The sequence below is a fragment of the Pseudomonas sp. S2_H01 genome (genome assembly GCF_054668305.1).
This window is the reverse complement of the sequence record NZ_CP162756.1, coordinates 4,595,938-4,610,827: the sequence shown is the minus strand read 5'-3', so window position 1 is coordinate 4,610,827 and position 14,890 is coordinate 4,595,938. Positions and strand designations below refer to the sequence as shown.

The window sequence follows — 14,890 nt, the reverse complement described above, 5'->3', positions numbered from 1 at the left end:
GCGTCCTGACGGGCATTGCCACGCAGAGTTTGACCTGCGCACTGTCTTGCTTCTGCCCGGAGGGCGTAGGAGTTTGGCTTGCCGACGATCTGCCGGGAACCGGCAGCAAATCCTGCATACGCAGTCTGTCTGACACTGTCAGTGAGAACGATCAAAAACAGGGACAGCAATATCGGTTACTTCTGGTAGGTCCACTTCCCCGCTTTTAGAAGCAATTTGCTAAAGCGAAACCGATCGGCCTCAGCCAGAGCCAAGAGAAAATCCTACTGATGCTCGAGCGCGTTCACCAGGTCGCGAAACGCTTCGCGATTGGAGTCGTTGAGCCCCATCAGAATCTTGTGCGCTTCCAGGACCTTGGCCTTGACCACATCCTCGCACTGATCCTGCGACGGAAGGTCGCTCAGCGTCTCGGGACGCGGAATCGGACGACCTACGATGTTGAACACCTGATCGAAGCCCATCGACTGCAACAGGCGCGTGATGTCTTCGTGAGTGGTCACGACAGTGGGCAGCAGGCCCGCTTTCTGCCGCGACAGGATGGACAGCTTGGCCAGCAGGCCGAGCGTTGTACTGTCAATGCTGCGGGTTTCGGTCAGATCGATCACCACGGTCGAAAAATTCATCGAGGTGAAGATCCGCTCAATCGTCGCATCCAACGCCGAGCAGAGAGTCAGACGCACTTCACCCACAAACTTCAGGACAAAGGTGCCATCTTGCTCGGCAAACTGGATTCTACCGGTACTCATTAAAGGTTCCTGCTCAACACTAACAAGGCGATATCATCCGGCATCTCCCCGAGTGTGGCCAATCCAAACTTACGACGCAGGCCATCCAGGCTGCCGCCCGCCGACTTCACCAATTCAGGTAAGTTGGCTTCTTTCTCTTTGAGTGTATCACCTGGCAAAAGGTCCAGAATGCCATCAGACAGCAGGGTTAGACTAAAGGACTCAGGCAGATCCAGCACATGGTCTGTATACGTCGCTTCATTGAACAACCCCACCGGCAGACCGCGCCCTTCGAGATAACGCGTCTCGGTTGGCGTGTACAGCACCGGCAGCGGCAAATGGCCGCCAACGCTGTAGGTCAATTGCCCGGTTTCTTCGTCGATCACGCCACCCACCATCGTCACGTGTTTGCCCAGCTTACAGCTGATCAGACCACGGTTGATATGGCCGAGGACCTCGGAAGGCTTGAATTTCGGTAACGTACCGCCGCGCTTGGACTCGAACAGCAAGCGCGTGGTCATGAATTTCAGCAGCACGGTGATGAAGGCCGAGGAAGCACCGTGGCCTGACACGTCGGCCAAGTAAAACGCTACACGACGGTCGTCGACCCGAAAGTAATCCACGAAATCGCCGGAGAGGTACAACGACGGAATGATTTCGTGTTCGAACTCGAACGAGTCGATGGCCCAGGGACTGGTCGGCAGCATGTTCATTTGAACCTGACGGCCCGCGTCCTGGTCCTCCTGCAGCAAGTGCAGGCTGGCTTCGAGCTCGCGGTTGGCGGTCTCCAGCTTCTGGCGGTACAGCTTGTTCTCTTGCAGCAAGCGCGCGCGATCCAGCGCCCGTCGTACCGAGTGCTCAAGCACTGCAAGGTCTTCGAGGGGCTTGATCAGGTAATCGGCCGCACCCAGACGCAACGCTTCGACGGCGTCGCTCATCACACCCGCACCCGACACCACGATGACCGGGGTTTCCGGAGCGAGACTGGTCACCTGCCGAATCAGCTCAAGGCCGCCCACTTGAGGCATGCGCAAGTCGCAGATCACGAGATCAGGCTTTTCTTGCTCGAAGGTCTGTAGACCCTGCATGCCGTTACTGGCTTGCAGGACGCTGAACCCACTGTCTTCCAAATAGGCCGCGAGGCTCGCGCGCACTACTTCGTCGTCATCGATAATCAGCAGCGTGGCACTGGTTTTTTGCATGTGGGCAAACGGCGCCAGATTAGGTTGGCGTACGCGGTCGGATTCTGTCAGGCCGCATACTGGATTCGCTTCTAGCCTCTCTGGAGTCAGGGAGCGGACTTTTGGTCAAACGCTTCACGTGTCAGAGGTGCCCTTCAAGGCGCAGACGGTACTCCCATCCGCCGGGCGTTTCAAGCTCGCTCCAGCGGTCGGCCAGCGTCTTTACATCGCAAATCGCCGGGAGTTATAAGAACCTTTAAATCAGCAACGAAAACGAAGGATGCGCCATGGGCCAGATTGATCGCGACTATGCAGAGAAACGAGATTACATCCGCATGCGTGTCGACGCGGACATCAGCCTGATCTATGCGGGTCAGATCATCCCTGCGGTATGCGTGGATTTATCCAGCTCAGGCATGCAGATACAGGCGCCGCGCTCGTTCAAGGTGGGTGACAGGATCAATGTTCGGATCGAATCCGAACACACTGCATTGAAGGGTCTGGAAGCCGACACCGAGGTGGTCTGGATTGCCGACATCGACGGCGGCGAGCAAAAATTGGGACTGACCATCCTGACCATGAAGTGATGGCACTTCGGAACTACTTCACATTTTCGACAAATTCCGAAAAAGAAAAGGCGACCCAAAGGTCGCCTTTTTTTGCATCTTCACGCGAATCGCAAGGCGATTAAAAATCGTCGACGACCTTGCCGTCTTTCACCTTGAACTCACGGTTCTGCAGGTACGCGTTACGAATGAAGATGTATTTGTCGCCGTTGATCAGCTTCTCTGCAGACAGCAGGCTGGCACGGGTATCCACCACGCTTACGCCCAACGCCGTGTTACGGGTCGGCACGTGATCGATGTAGCGATACGGCTGGGTGTAGGTGTCAGGGTATTTGGCGAATGCGTCACGCACGGTGCTCGGGCCGAAAAACGGCAGCATGACGAATGGACCGCTTTCCACGCCCCAATGGCCAAGGGTCTGACCGAAGTCTTCATCGTTACGTTGCAGGCCCATTTTGGTGCCCACATCGAAGAAGCCCAACAGGCCGAAGGTGGTGTTGAGGATCAGGCGCGCGGTGTCGACACCGGCGGCCTCAGGCTTGGCCTGCAGAACATCGTTGGCGAAGTTCGTCACTTCACCGATGTTCTTGAACATGTTGTGGATGCCGTCTTCGAGAAACTGCGGGGTGATGAATTCATACCCCTGGGCGATGGGTTTCAACGCGTAGGTGTCGACGGTGTCGTTGAAACGGAAGATCGCGCGGTTGACGCCTTCCCATGGATCGTCTTCAGCGGCCTGAGCCGCCATTGGCATCAAGGCCAGACCGGCCCAGAAACACGTTCGAGCCAGACGATTGATAAAGCCTGCACCGGTCACGGGCATAGCTGAGACTCCCAGTCAAAGTAATGAAGCGGGCGCTACGCCCCAAACCAAAGAGAGGGAGTATAAAGCGTTCCGCGACGTTTTACGTCGTCGAAAACTGACGGAATGCCGTAGGCCCTTAAACATCTGCTCACAATGTCACACGCCGGTCACTGGACTGTCATGCAAATCCCTTAGCGTCATTGCCATTTGAGAGGGAATTCCATGCTCGCCCCGGTCGCAGTGCCCGCCCCGTCTTTCACCGCCGTGCTGTTTGGTCTGAGCGGTTGCCTGGTTGATTTCGGCGCACAGGCCCGGACATTACGCAGCAGTGACGGCCTTTCTTTCCATTCCCAGGATGCCAGCCCATTCGCCACCCCGACCCCGGGCGCACTGGCAGCGCTCAAGAGCCTCAAGCAACAACAGATTCCCTGTGCGTGGATCGACGAGTACCCGGCCAGCATCGCCGAGCAACTGGCGGCGCCTCTGGAGGGTTTGATCCATTCCACACCCCGCCCGAATAACCACTGGCCCGCACCGGACGCGTGCTGGCAGGCGTTGATGCGCCTGAATGCCGGGCAGCTTGACGGTTGCGTGCTGGTCAGTGGCGACCCCCGGCTGCTGATGGCCGGTCTCAACGCCGGACTGTGGACGGTGGGCCTTGCTTCGTGCGGCCCCCTGTGCGGATTGTCTCCTGCACAGTGGGAGGCGTTGAGCGATCTGGACCGCGAACGTCGGCGTGGCCGGGCGACGCTGGAACTGTACGCGGCCGGTGCGCATTCGGTGATCGATCACTTGGGTGAGCTGGAGTCCTGCCTCGCCGACATCACCTTGAGACGCCTCAAAGCCGAAAAGCCCTGACACTCGTTTGATCGGCGTCATGCAAGGTGGCGCAGAGTGGATTAGTCTTAGCTGCAAAGGACCTTTGCGCACGCGTCGCGGTCCATGCTGAGACTATTCATGAAGGGAGCACCCTATGCCCGCCCGCGAACTGCAAGCACAACTCAACACCCTGCGCGAGCAACTGGAACAGAATCCTCCGCTGACCGAGGAAGAGCGCGCTGACCTGCACACGCTGATGGCGCAAATTGAAGCGGAGATCGCTGTCGAAACCGCCACCCCGGACAATAACCTGGCCGACGGCGTGAACCTTGCGGTCGAGCGGTTCGAGCTGGAACACCCCGGGATTGCAGGGACCCTGCGCAACATCGTGCTGACCTTGGGCAATATCGGAATCTGACGTTTCGGTTGATTTGAAAGGCAAAGCCCGTCGTGATGACGGGCTTTTTAGTTTCCAGCAACGAAAGGCGGCCCCTGTAGAAGCATTGCCTGTTACTGACGCGCCAGACGCCCGTTTTCCAGCGTGAGCGTTTCGGTGCTGCGGTACGGATTGATGTCCAGCCCGCCGCGACGCACATAGCGCGCGGACACGGTGAGTTTTTCGGGCTTGAGCAGCCGCTGCAGGTCCATGAAGATTCGCTCTACGCACTGCTCATGAAAGTCCGAATGCTGGCGGAAACTGACGATGTAAGCCAGAAAGCTCGCGTGATCCAGCGCCGCACCCCGATATTGCACTGCAACGCTGCCCCAGTCCGGCTGGCTGGTGACCGGGCAATTGGATTTGAGCAAATGGCTGTGCAGCGACTCCTCGACCACACGCGCTTCATCGCACCGCAGCAATTCAGGCTGTGGCCGGTCATAACTGTGGATGGTCACGTCCAGCTCGTCGACGCACACCCCTGGCACCGGCACGATGCCTTCGGCCTCGATGTCCTTCAGCGAACGAATCCGTACACCCACCGGCTTGCCCGCCGCGCCCGACAGGTCTTTCTCCAGCGTTGACACCAATTCAGCCTGCGAGGCGAAGGGCGTCTGGTTCAGCGAGTTCAGGTAAAGCTTGAAGGACTTGGACTCAATGATGTTGGGCGAGTCCGCCGGGATGCAGAACTCGCCGATGGCGACCACCGGCTTGCCCGACGGCAACAGCCAGGACAGCTCGTAGCAGTTCCAGAAATCGACGCCCTGATACGGCAGCGTCTCGGCCGTCAGCCCCAACTCCGCCCACTTGGCGGCACGGGGAATCGGAAACAGCAGAGACGGCGTGTAGGTGGCGATGTATTCACTGGACTTGCCCAGCGGCGAGTGTTCGGCTGCGGGATGCATGGCGGGACCTGAACCTGAAAGCGGATGTGAGGGGCTGATTTGAAAATCCTGACCGCGAAGTTTATAGGTTTTGTCCCGCGCTTTCAGCGATTAGTCGGCAATCGCGATTTTTCCGACCATGCCAGCCTGATAATGGCCGGGAATATTGCAGGCAAACTCAAGGTCGGTGGCCTTGGTGAAGGTCCAGGTCAGTTCAGCGGTTTTGCCAGGCTCCACCAGCACACTGTTCGGGTCGTCGTGCTTCATGCCCATGTCGCCATGATCCATCCCCGACATGCCGTCATGTTTCATCCCGGTCGACGTCAGCATGCCGCTGGCGACCATCTTGAGCATCTCCTGTTGATGCGCGGCGTGCATGGCCGCGTCACCCAGGTTGAACTCGTGCAGCAACTGCCCCTTGTTGACCAGCACGAAGCGTACGGTCTCCCCTTCCTTGACGGCCAGAGACGTGGGTTCGAAGTACATGTCGCCCAGGGTCAGCTCCAGGGTGCGGGTCGCCTGGTCGGCTTTGGCCGGGTGGCCGAAGGCAAAATGCTCACCGGGGGACGCCAACGACGACAAACTTACGCCCAGCAACACGGCAGCAGCGATTAAACGAGCAAACATGTGAATCTCCAGTCAACGACGATCGATGACGCTAAGGTAGGCCGCCGCCACTGGCAATCAGCTGACCGCAAGATTACAACTTTGTAAGCTTGACCACCGCCCGCCTCGGTCGCGCTATAAAGCGTGACCGCGAACGCCACTGTCCAGCGTCATGACGACCGATGAGCTGCCCATGAAATTACTGATCGTCGAAGATCAAGCAAAAACGGGTCAATACCTGCGCCAAGGGCTGACCGAAGCCGGATTCAACACCGAATGGGTGGCCGACGGCGCCAGCGGCCAGCATCTGGCGCTGACCGGCGACTACGCGTTGCTGATTCTGGATGTGATGCTGCCCGGTCGGGACGGCTGGCAGATTCTGCAGGCGGTACGCGGTGCGGGGCTCGACACACCGGTGCTGTTTTTGACCGCCCGCGACGCGGTGGAAGACCGAGTACGCGGCCTGGAACTGGGCGCCGATGACTATCTGATCAAGCCTTTCGCGTTCTCCGAGTTGCTGGCACGCGTGCGCAGCCTGTTGCGCCGTGGCAACAGCGCCAGCCAGGAAACCCACCTGCAACTGGCCGACCTGCGCCTTGACCTGCTGCGTCGTCGCGTCGAACGCAGCGGCCAGCGCATCGACCTGACCGCCAAGGAGTTCGCGCTGTTGGAGCTGATGCTTCGTCGTCAGGGGGAAGTCCTGCCCAAATCGCTGATCGCCTCGCAGGTCTGGGACATGAACTTCGACAGCGACACCAATGTGATCGAGGTGGCCATCCGGCGCTTGCGCCTCAAGGTCGACGACGATTATCCCGACAAGCTGATTCATACGGTGCGCGGCATGGGCTACGTCCTCGAAGAGCGAAGCCTCTGATGCTCCAACGCATTTCCCTTGGCAGTCGACTTGCCTTGTTGTTCGCCGCCTGCACCGCGGTGGTGTCGCTGACGGCAGGCGTGTTGTTCAACCGTGCCAGCGAAGCGCACTTCCTGGAGCTGGATCAGCAACTGCTCGACAGCAAGCTGCCGACGCTGCGAGATGCCTTGAAGGACGTGCTCACCGCCGAGCAGTTCGACGCAAGAAAACCGGCACTGCTGACTGAACTCAGGCATTCACCGGACCTGACCTTGCAGGTCCGCAGCCAGACGGGCGTGCTGTGGTTCGACAGCCAGGTCCCGTCAATACCGCAGAATGGCGTTCATGCAGGCTTGCACACCCTGACCGAGAGCGGCGTTGCCTATCGCGCCTACACGGTTGCGCTGAACCCCGAGAAACAGGACTCGCCACAGCTGACGTTGTTGCTGGACATTACCCACCATCAGCACTTTCTGGAGCGCATGCAGCACCTGATCTGGCTGACTGTGGGTTTGTCGGCGCTGGCCACCGCATTACTCGGCGCGTGGGCGGCCCGCAGTGGTCTGCGTCCTTTGCGCAAGATGAGCGAAATCGCCGCCAGCGTGTCGGCCAGCTCGCTGACCACGCGCCTGCCGCTCGACGAGATGCCGGCGGAGCTGGCAGAGCTCACTCAGGCGTTCAACGCGATGCTGGGGCGCCTGGACGATGGGTTTCAGCGCTTGTCGGCCTTCTCGGCCGACATTGCCCACGAGCTGCGCACGCCGCTGTCGAACCTGCTCACGCATACCCAGGTCACCCTCACCCTCCCACGGGATCTTGAAGCGTATCGCGAGGCGCTGCTGGATAACCTCGAAGAACTGCAGGGGATGGCGCAGATGGTCAACGACATGTTGTACCTGGCAAAAGCCGAGCATGGCCTGCTGAGTCCGAGCCGGGAGCGCTTGCATCTGGCGGAAGAAACTGACGCGCTGCTGGAGTTTTTCCTGCCGCTGGCCGAGGAAGCCCACGTGCAACTCCGTCGCCAGGGAGACGCCGAACTGGCGGGCGATCGCCATATGCTGCGTCGGGCACTGTCGAACCTGCTGGGGAACGCCCTGCGTTTTACCCCGGCCCAAGGGCAGGTCGCCGTGAAGCTCGAGTCGGCGGCCCAACGCGTGCGGATCACCGTTGAAAACTCCGGTCAGACACTCCCGTCCGAGGTGTTGCCCAGACTGTTCGACCGGTTTTACCGCGCCGACCCTGCCCGCCATGAAGGCAGCAGCGAACACGCGGGGTTGGGACTGGCGATTACCCAATCGATCATCCACGCACACGGCGGGACAATCAGGTGTGAGTCACAGAATGGGATGACGCGGTTTTTGATCGAGTTGCCGGCCGGGAGCCGGTGATCTTTCTTGTGGGAGTGAATTCATTCGCGACGCAAGCGTCCAGGCGACATGGATGCGTCAACTGTACCGGCCTCTCGCGAATGAATTCGCTCCCACAGATGTCACGCTGCGTCAGAAATATCGGCGCTTACTCATACCGCAACGCATGCGCCGGCTGGATCTGTGCCGCGCGATACGCCGGATAGATCGTCGCCAGAAAGCTGAGAATGAAGCCGGCACTGCAAATCAGCGCCACGTCACTGCCTTCCAGATGCGACGGCAGGTTGCTGATGAAGTACACGTCGGAGGTGAAGATGTGCTGCCCTGTCACCCGCTCCACCCAGCCGACCAACTGACTGACGTTGATTGCCGCGATCACACCCAGCACACCGCCGATGACGGTGCCCACAACACCGATCACCGTGCCTTGCACCATGAAGATGGTCATGATCTGCCGAGGCGTGGCGCCGATCGTCCGCAAAATGGCGATGTCCGCCCCCTTGTCGTTCACCACCATGATCAGTGTCGCGATGATGTTGAAGGCGGCCACGGCCACGATCATCAGCAGCAGCAGACCGATCATGGTCTTTTCCATCTTCATCGCGCTGAACAGACTGCCTTGCGTGTGCGTCCAGTCGTCGGCCTTGTAGTCAGCGCCCAACCCGCCCGCGATGGCCGTCGAGACGTGCGGTGCAGCGTACAGGTCTGTCAGAGCAAGGCGTACGCCCTGCACCTGATTGGGCTGCCAGCGTTGAATGGTCGCGGCATCGGCCACGTTCACCAGCGCCATCGAACCGTCCAGTTCGGCGCCCACCTTGAACACACCCACCACGGTCAGGCGTTGCAGGCGCGGCGTGATGCCGCCCGGGTCGCTGCTGATTTCCGGCACGATCAGGGTGATCTTGTCACCGACGTTCAGTCGAAAGCGCCGCGCGGTGATCTCACCGATCACCACGCCGAACTCACCGGCTTTAAGGTCCTGAAGGCGACCCTGCACGATGTGCTGAGTGACGATGGAGACCTTCGACTCAAGCGCCGGATCAACACCGTTGATCTCGATCGGTTGCATGGTGCCCTTGTACGAGAGCATGCCGTCCATTTGCGTAAACGGCACGGCAGCCGTGACCTGCGGATTCTTCATTGCCGCATCGGCGGCCGGTTTCCAGTCATCCAGCGGCTTGACCCCGTCGATCACCGCGTGCGGGACCATGCCGAGAATGCGCGAGCTCATTTCCTGCTGGAAGCCGTTCATCACGGACAGCACCACGATCATCGCCAGGACGCCCAACGCCAGGCCGATCATCGACGTCATCGAAATGAACGAGATGAAGTGGTTGCGTCGCTTGGCCCGGGTATAGCGCGTGCCGATAAAGATGGATAACGGTCTGAACATTCGTGGAGCACCGTAGCTAAAAGCCGCTGAAATTAAAAAACCACCGCTGCCGTAAAGACCGGCAACGGTTTGTTGGCATCACGCCTCGACCAGACGGCCTTCTTCCAGGCGCCATACGCGGTCCATCTGACGGGCCAGCGCCATATCGTGGGTGACCACCAGGAACGCGGTCCGCGATGAGGTGCTCAGTTCCAGCATCAGGTCCTGAATGCCTTGTGCGGTATGGGAATCGAGGTTGCCGGTCGGCTCGTCGAGCATCACCAGCCCCGGCTGATTGACCAGCGCACGGGCAATGGCCACACGCTGACGCTCACCACCCGACAGCTCCGAAGGCTTGTGCGCCAGACGGTGCCTGAGCCCTACCCGCTCCAGCAACGCCGTCGCGCGTTGGCGCGCTTCCGGAATCGGCGTCTTGCCAATCAGCAGCGGCATGCAGACGTTTTCCAGCGCGGTGAACTCAGGCAGCAGGTGGTGGAACTGGTACACGAAACCCAGTGCGCGGTTGCGCAGCAGGCCACGGGCCTTTTCGTTGAGTGCGGACAATTCTTCACCGGCCAGCCAGACGCTGCCTTCGGTAGGCGTGTCCAGTCCGCCCAACAGGTTGAGCAAGGTACTTTTGCCCGACCCCGAACTGCCGACGATCGCCACGCGCTCGCCCGGGTGCAGTTCCAGCTGCAGGCCCGACAGCACCACGACGGATTCCGGGCCTTCCTCGTAGGATTTGCCCAGGTTGCGGCAACTCAGTACAGCTTTATCACTCATGCCCGACTCACTCATAACGTAGCGCCTCCGCCGGCTGGGTGCGCGCAGCACGCCAGGCGGGATACAGGGTGGCGAGGAAACTCAGGACCAAGGCCGCGCCGCAGACCAGCAGCACGTCTTCAGCCATCAATTGCGAAGGCAGATAGTCGATGAAGTAGACATCCGCGTTGAGAAACTTGTGACCGATCAGGCCTTCGAGCGCCGAAATCGCCGAGCTGACGTTGAGCGCGGCCAGAATGCCGACACCGGCACCTACCAGCGTGCCGACGACGCCGATCACCGTACCCTGAACCATGAAGATGCGCATGATCTGGCCCGGCGTGGCGCCCAGCGTACGCAGGATCGCGATGTCACCGCGCTTGTCGTTGACCACCATCACCAGCGTGGAAATGATGTTGAACGCCGCCACGGCCACGATCAGCAACAGGAGCAGGCCAATGATGGATTTTTCCATGCCGATGGCCTGATACAGGTTGCCGTGGGTACGGGTCCAGTCGCGCGAGTAATACTGGTGCTCACCCAGGTTCTGGGCAATCTCGTAAGCCGTGCGCGGTGCCTTGAACAGATCGGTGAACTTCAGGCGCAGCCCTTGCACCTGATCGGGCTTCCAGCGATGCAGACGCGCCAGGTCCTGCAGGTTGGTCACACCGAGATAACCGTCCAGCTCGCCGGCGCCGACGTGGAAGATGCCGACCACGGTGAAGCGCTTCATGCGCGGGAACATGCCGGCCGGAGTGACCATCACTTCAGGCGACACGAACGTCACCTTATCGCCCAAGCCCACGCCCAGTTTGGTCGCGGCCTTGTCGCCGATGACCACGCCAAAGCCGCCTGACACCAGATCGTCAAGACTGCCCTGTTTCATGAAACCGTCGATAATCGAAACTTTGCGTTCCTGAACCGGGTCGATGGCATTGAGCAGGATTTTCTGCACATTGCCATTGTTGGTCAGCAAACCCTGCATCTGGGTGAACGGCGCGACCGCCTCCACCTGCGGGTTCTGTTTGACCTTGGCCGCCAGGCTTTGCCAGTCGTTGATCGGTTCGCCGGATTCGATGGTCGCGTGGGGGACCATGCCGAGGACGCGCGTGCGCATCTCATGATCGAAACCGTTCATGACCGATAACACGACTATCATCACCACAACGCCAAGGGCGAGACCGATCATCGACGTCAGGGAAATGAAGGAGACAAAATGATTACGGCGTTTTGCACGGGTGTAACGCGTGCCGATGAATACAAAAAGAGGTCTGAACATGTAGGGGCTTGTTCGGAGGAATGGGAACGTCCTTGTGGCGGGCCTTGGCCGGCAGCTTTACACTCAAATCGCTGAGTAACGATTGCGAGCAATCACTCTGACAACCGCCGCTACCATGGGTTCGCCATGTCGACATTAGATGAAGAAGAACGCCGCGAATACTACCGTATCGAGGACAGCGTCGCACTGGAAATTCAACGCATTCCAGCCGCCGGCACCCTTGATGAACACCCCCATGACACCAGCTCGACACTCTTCGACCTGCTGAGCGAGCTGCACGTTGCCGAGTTCGAGTCCCAGCACCTGCTGCGCCAGCTCGACGATCGCGACCGCACGACCAACAGCTTCCTGCGGGCCATGAGCAAGCGCATTGACCTGCTCGGCCAAGTGGTCGCGCAGACCGTGCTGGGCAAGCTGGGCGCCCCGCAAAAGGTGATCATGTCGGAAGGCGGCTTGCAATTCGAGTCCCACCAACCCTTCCCTGTCGGCAGTCTGCTGTCGGTCAAAATGGTACTGATGCCCCAAGCCTCCGGCATGATGCTGCGAGCCAAAGTGACGCAGTGTCACTCATTGACCATTGGCGATTTCGAGATCGGCACCGAGTGGATCGACCTCAGTGATGCCCAGCGCCAGTTGCTCGCCCGACACATCCTGCAACGACAAGCCGCACAGCGGCGGTTGGCGCGTGAGCAGAACGACCCTGATGTGAAATAAACCGATTACTGCCTTAGCGCGCTTTCGAGGAACAATTGTGACCTTAATTTACGGCCACCGCGGCGCCAAGGGCGAAGCACCGGAAAACACCCTGACCAGCTTTCAGGAATGCCTCAAACACGGGGTCAAACGTTGTGAACTGGACCTGCACCTGTCTCGCGACGGCGAACTGATGGTGATTCACGACCCGACCCTGAAACGCACCACTGACAGGCGCGGCAAGGTCATCGAACATGACGCCGCCGATCTGGTGACCTACGACGCCCGCAGAGGGGGTCCGGGCTGGGTGCAGCCCTGTCCGATCCCGCGACTCGAAGAACTGTTCGAAAAGTGCGCGTTCGATCACTGGCAACTGGAAGTTAAAAGCGCTTCGCGTACCCGCGCAGCAACCACCGTGCTGGCGATTCGCGAGATGGCTCAGCGTCACGGCCTGCTGGACAAGGTCACCATTACGTCAAGCTCCCGGGAAGTCCTGCGCGCAGCCTTGGAGCTTACGCCCGATCTGTCCCGTGGACTGGTGGCAGAATACGCATGGTTGGATCCGCTGAAGGTCGCGGTGGGTTATGGGTGCGAGATTCTGGCGCTGAACTGGACGCTGTGCACGCCGGAACGCCTGAAGAAAGCCCAGGCGCTGGGCCTGCATGTGTCGGTGTGGACCGTCAACGAGCCTGCGCTGATGCGCAGACTCGCCGACTTCGGCGTTGACAGCCTGATTACAGACTTTCCCGGTTTGGCCACTGCCACGCTCGAGAATTACTGAAATCGGTCTCCCCGGCCGGCTCAGGCCACCGGCCGGAGCCGCTCAAAAAAGCCGGTTGAGGCCGTCGTACGCCGCGACCCGATAGGCTTCGGCCATGGTCGGGTAGTTGAACGTGGTGTTGACGAAATACTTTAGGCTGTTCGCTTCACCCGGCTGGTTCATGATCGCCTGACCGATGTGCACGATCTCCGACGCCTGGTCGCCGAAGCAATGCACGCCAAGGATCTGCAGGGTCTCACGGTGGAACAGAATCTTCAGCATGCCGACCGGCTCGTTGGAGATCTGCGCTCGGGCCATGCTCTTGAAGAACGCCTTGCCCACTTCGTACGGCACCTTGGCCACGGTCAGGTCGTGTTCGTTCTGGCCGATCGAGCTGATCTCCGGAATGGTATAGATGCCGGTCGGCACGTCGTTGACGAAACGCCAAGCGCCGTTGTCGACCGCGCTGCCCGACGCCGAACGACCCTGGTCATAGGCGGCGCTTGCCAGACTCGGCCAGCCGATCACGTCGCCCGCACCGTAGATATTCGGTTGACTGGTGCGATACGCCTCATCGACTTCGATCTGGCCACGACCGTTGGCCTTGATGCCGACGTTTTCCAGGCCCAGTTTGTCGGTGTTGCCGGTACGGCCGTTACACCACAGCAAGGCGTCGGCCTTCACCTTTTTGCCTGACTTGAGGTGCAGCACGACACCGTTTTCCAGGCCTTCGACGCGCTCGTACTCTTCGTTGTGGCGAACCATCACGTTGTTGTTGCTGAAGTGATAGCTCAAGCCCTGGGAGATTTCCGAGTCGAGGAAGCTCAGCAGTTGATCACGGTTGTCGATCAGTTCGATGTCCACGCCCAGACCACTGAAGATCGACGCGTATTCGCAGCCAATGACGCCGGCACCGTAGATGATCAGTTTGCGCGGGGTGTGGTTGAGGCTGAGGATGGTGTCGCTGTCGTAGATACGCTTGTGGGAAAAGTCGATATCGGCCGGACGATATGGACGCGAGCCGGTGGCGATAATGATCTGGTTCGCGACCAGTTTTTCCATGACACCGGTGTTGCACACCACGTCGACGGTTCGCTCGTCAGCGAAACTGCCGGTTCCGAAAAACACGTCAACGCGATTGCGCGCGTAATAGCCGGTGCGCGACGCCACCTGTTTATTGATGACTTTTTCGGCGTTCTTCAACACGTCCGGGAACGAGAACCAGCGTGGCTCGCCAATGGCCCGGAACATCGGGTTGGTGTTGAACTGAATGATCTGCTTGACCGAGTGACGCAACGCCTTGGACGGGATCGTGCCCAAGTGAGTGCAGTTGCCGCCGACCTGCCGACGGCTGTCGACCATGGCTACCTTGCGCCCAGCCTTGGCGGCGTTCATTGCCGCGCCTTCCCCAGCTGGGCCGGAACCCAGTACCACTACGTCGTAGTTGTAGACAGCCATGCGTACTCCTTAGAACAGGCCGAGGCGCCACTCTGGCGTCTCTGGCTAAATCATGCCGCGGCCGGCGGCATGAGAATCGAAACTCGCGGCGCAGTCTAATCGCCCAGCGTCGCGGCGAACATTAACCCTTGGTCGCGTCGCAGGCCAATCTTGTCTGCGGCAAGGGCATACGATCACCGCAAAAAGCCGGCTGTATGCCCAATTGCTGCGGATGATAAATCCCTTGGCGTTACGAATCCTAAAAAAACCTGCAATTTTGTGGGTTTCTACCGAATTCCGACGTTTATTAAGGAGCAGCGACTGACTTGCTGTGGCCGCATCGCG

16 protein-coding genes are annotated in these 14,890 nt (G+C 59.7%); 7 read left to right on the top strand and 9 right to left on the bottom strand.

Annotated features, from left to right (window positions below; genetic code table 11):
• Positions 1 to 263 precede the first annotated feature (263 nt).
• On the bottom strand, positions 264 to 746 hold the full coding sequence (rssC, locus tag AB4N84_RS20670) for an anti-sigma factor antagonist RssC (protein WP_074749420.1): 483 nt from the start codon (positions 744 to 746) through the stop codon (positions 264 to 266).
• On the bottom strand, positions 746 to 1,927 hold the full coding sequence (rssB, locus tag AB4N84_RS20665) for a two-component system response regulator RssB (protein ID WP_074749419.1): 1,182 nt from the start codon (positions 1,925 to 1,927) through the stop codon (positions 746 to 748). The genes rssC and rssB overlap by 1 nt, the downstream gene beginning before the upstream one ends.
• A 266-nt stretch (positions 1,928 to 2,193) precedes the next feature.
• Here rssB and AB4N84_RS20660 point away from each other — a divergent pair, with 266 nt between their 5' ends.
• Positions 2,194 to 2,493 (top strand): PilZ domain-containing protein, encoded by a 300-nt coding sequence (locus AB4N84_RS20660; RefSeq protein ID WP_460042915.1) that lies wholly within the window; start codon positions 2,194 to 2,196, stop codon positions 2,491 to 2,493.
• Between the two features lie 100 nt (positions 2,494 to 2,593).
• Here the strand turns inward: AB4N84_RS20660 and AB4N84_RS20655 are convergent, their stop codons facing one another.
• Positions 2,594 to 3,295: an MlaA family lipoprotein gene (locus AB4N84_RS20655; RefSeq protein WP_460042913.1), complete on the bottom strand. Its 702-nt coding sequence runs from the start codon at positions 3,293 to 3,295 to the stop codon at positions 2,594 to 2,596.
• 204 nt (positions 3,296 to 3,499) lie between these two features.
• On the opposite strand from AB4N84_RS20655, the gene AB4N84_RS20650 reads away from it, so the two are divergent.
• Together AB4N84_RS20650 and AB4N84_RS20645 are read left to right on the top strand one after the other, a co-directional pair.
• Positions 3,500 to 4,135: a phosphatase gene (locus AB4N84_RS20650; protein WP_074749416.1), complete on the top strand. Its 636-nt coding sequence runs from the start codon at positions 3,500 to 3,502 to the stop codon at positions 4,133 to 4,135.
• A gap of 115 nt (positions 4,136 to 4,250) precedes the next feature.
• Positions 4,251 to 4,514 carry a DUF4404 family protein gene (locus AB4N84_RS20645; protein WP_074749415.1) on the top strand — a complete coding sequence of 88 codons (264 nt, stop codon included), beginning with the start codon at positions 4,251 to 4,253 and terminating at the stop codon, positions 4,512 to 4,514.
• Between the two features lie 92 nt (positions 4,515 to 4,606).
• On the opposite strand, the gene queF is transcribed toward AB4N84_RS20645, so the two are convergent.
• Both queF and copI read right to left on the bottom strand, forming a co-directional pair.
• The gene (gene queF / locus AB4N84_RS20640; RefSeq protein WP_460042911.1) at positions 4,607 to 5,437 is read right to left on the bottom strand and encodes an NADPH-dependent 7-cyano-7-deazaguanine reductase QueF; all 831 of its coding nucleotides are present in this window, start codon (positions 5,435 to 5,437) and stop codon (positions 4,607 to 4,609) included.
• A 90-nt stretch (positions 5,438 to 5,527) separates the two neighbouring features.
• Positions 5,528 to 6,043 carry a copper-resistant cuproprotein CopI gene (gene copI / locus AB4N84_RS20635; RefSeq protein WP_460042910.1) on the bottom strand — a complete coding sequence of 172 codons (516 nt, stop codon included), beginning with the start codon at positions 6,041 to 6,043 and terminating at the stop codon, positions 5,528 to 5,530.
• 172 nt (positions 6,044 to 6,215) lie between these two features.
• Between copI and AB4N84_RS20630 the strand changes: the two genes are divergently transcribed.
• Positions 6,216 to 6,896 (top strand): heavy metal response regulator transcription factor, encoded by a 681-nt coding sequence (locus AB4N84_RS20630; RefSeq protein WP_074749412.1) that lies wholly within the window; start codon positions 6,216 to 6,218, stop codon positions 6,894 to 6,896.
• On the top strand, positions 6,896 to 8,263 hold the full coding sequence (locus tag AB4N84_RS20625; protein WP_460042908.1) for a heavy metal sensor histidine kinase: 1,368 nt from the start codon (positions 6,896 to 6,898) through the stop codon (positions 8,261 to 8,263). Before AB4N84_RS20630 ends, AB4N84_RS20625 begins: the two co-directional genes overlap by 1 nt.
• 127 nt (positions 8,264 to 8,390) lie before the next feature.
• Here the strand turns inward: AB4N84_RS20625 and AB4N84_RS20620 are convergent, their stop codons facing one another.
• From AB4N84_RS20620 to AB4N84_RS20610, 3 genes are all read right to left on the bottom strand, one after another.
• Positions 8,391 to 9,635 carry a lipoprotein-releasing ABC transporter permease subunit gene (locus AB4N84_RS20620; RefSeq protein ID WP_460042906.1) on the bottom strand — a complete coding sequence of 415 codons (1,245 nt, stop codon included), beginning with the start codon at positions 9,633 to 9,635 and terminating at the stop codon, positions 8,391 to 8,393.
• A 78-nt stretch (positions 9,636 to 9,713) separates the two neighbouring features.
• Positions 9,714 to 10,397 (bottom strand): lipoprotein-releasing ABC transporter ATP-binding protein LolD, encoded by a 684-nt coding sequence (lolD, locus tag AB4N84_RS20615; protein WP_460042904.1) that lies wholly within the window; start codon positions 10,395 to 10,397, stop codon positions 9,714 to 9,716.
• A 7-nt stretch (positions 10,398 to 10,404) separates the two neighbouring features.
• Positions 10,405 to 11,655 carry a lipoprotein-releasing ABC transporter permease subunit gene (locus AB4N84_RS20610; protein ID WP_460042903.1) on the bottom strand — a complete coding sequence of 417 codons (1,251 nt, stop codon included), beginning with the start codon at positions 11,653 to 11,655 and terminating at the stop codon, positions 10,405 to 10,407.
• Positions 11,656 to 11,781: 126 nt separating this feature from the next.
• Here AB4N84_RS20610 and AB4N84_RS20605 point away from each other — a divergent pair, with 126 nt between their 5' ends.
• Positions 11,782 to 12,369, top strand: a complete 588-nt coding sequence (locus tag AB4N84_RS20605) for a PilZ domain-containing protein (protein WP_074749408.1) — start codon at positions 11,782 to 11,784, stop codon at positions 12,367 to 12,369.
• 37 nt (positions 12,370 to 12,406) lie between these two features.
• Complete coding sequence (locus AB4N84_RS20600; protein WP_460042902.1) at positions 12,407 to 13,129, top strand: glycerophosphodiester phosphodiesterase; 723 nt, start codon at positions 12,407 to 12,409, stop codon at positions 13,127 to 13,129.
• Positions 13,130 to 13,171: 42 nt separating this feature from the next.
• Here AB4N84_RS20600 and sthA read toward each other — a convergent pair whose 3' ends face one another.
• On the bottom strand, positions 13,172 to 14,566 hold the full coding sequence (gene sthA / locus AB4N84_RS20595) for a Si-specific NAD(P)(+) transhydrogenase (protein ID WP_074749406.1): 1,395 nt from the start codon (positions 14,564 to 14,566) through the stop codon (positions 13,172 to 13,174).
• Between the last annotated feature and the right edge of the window lie 324 nt (positions 14,567 to 14,890).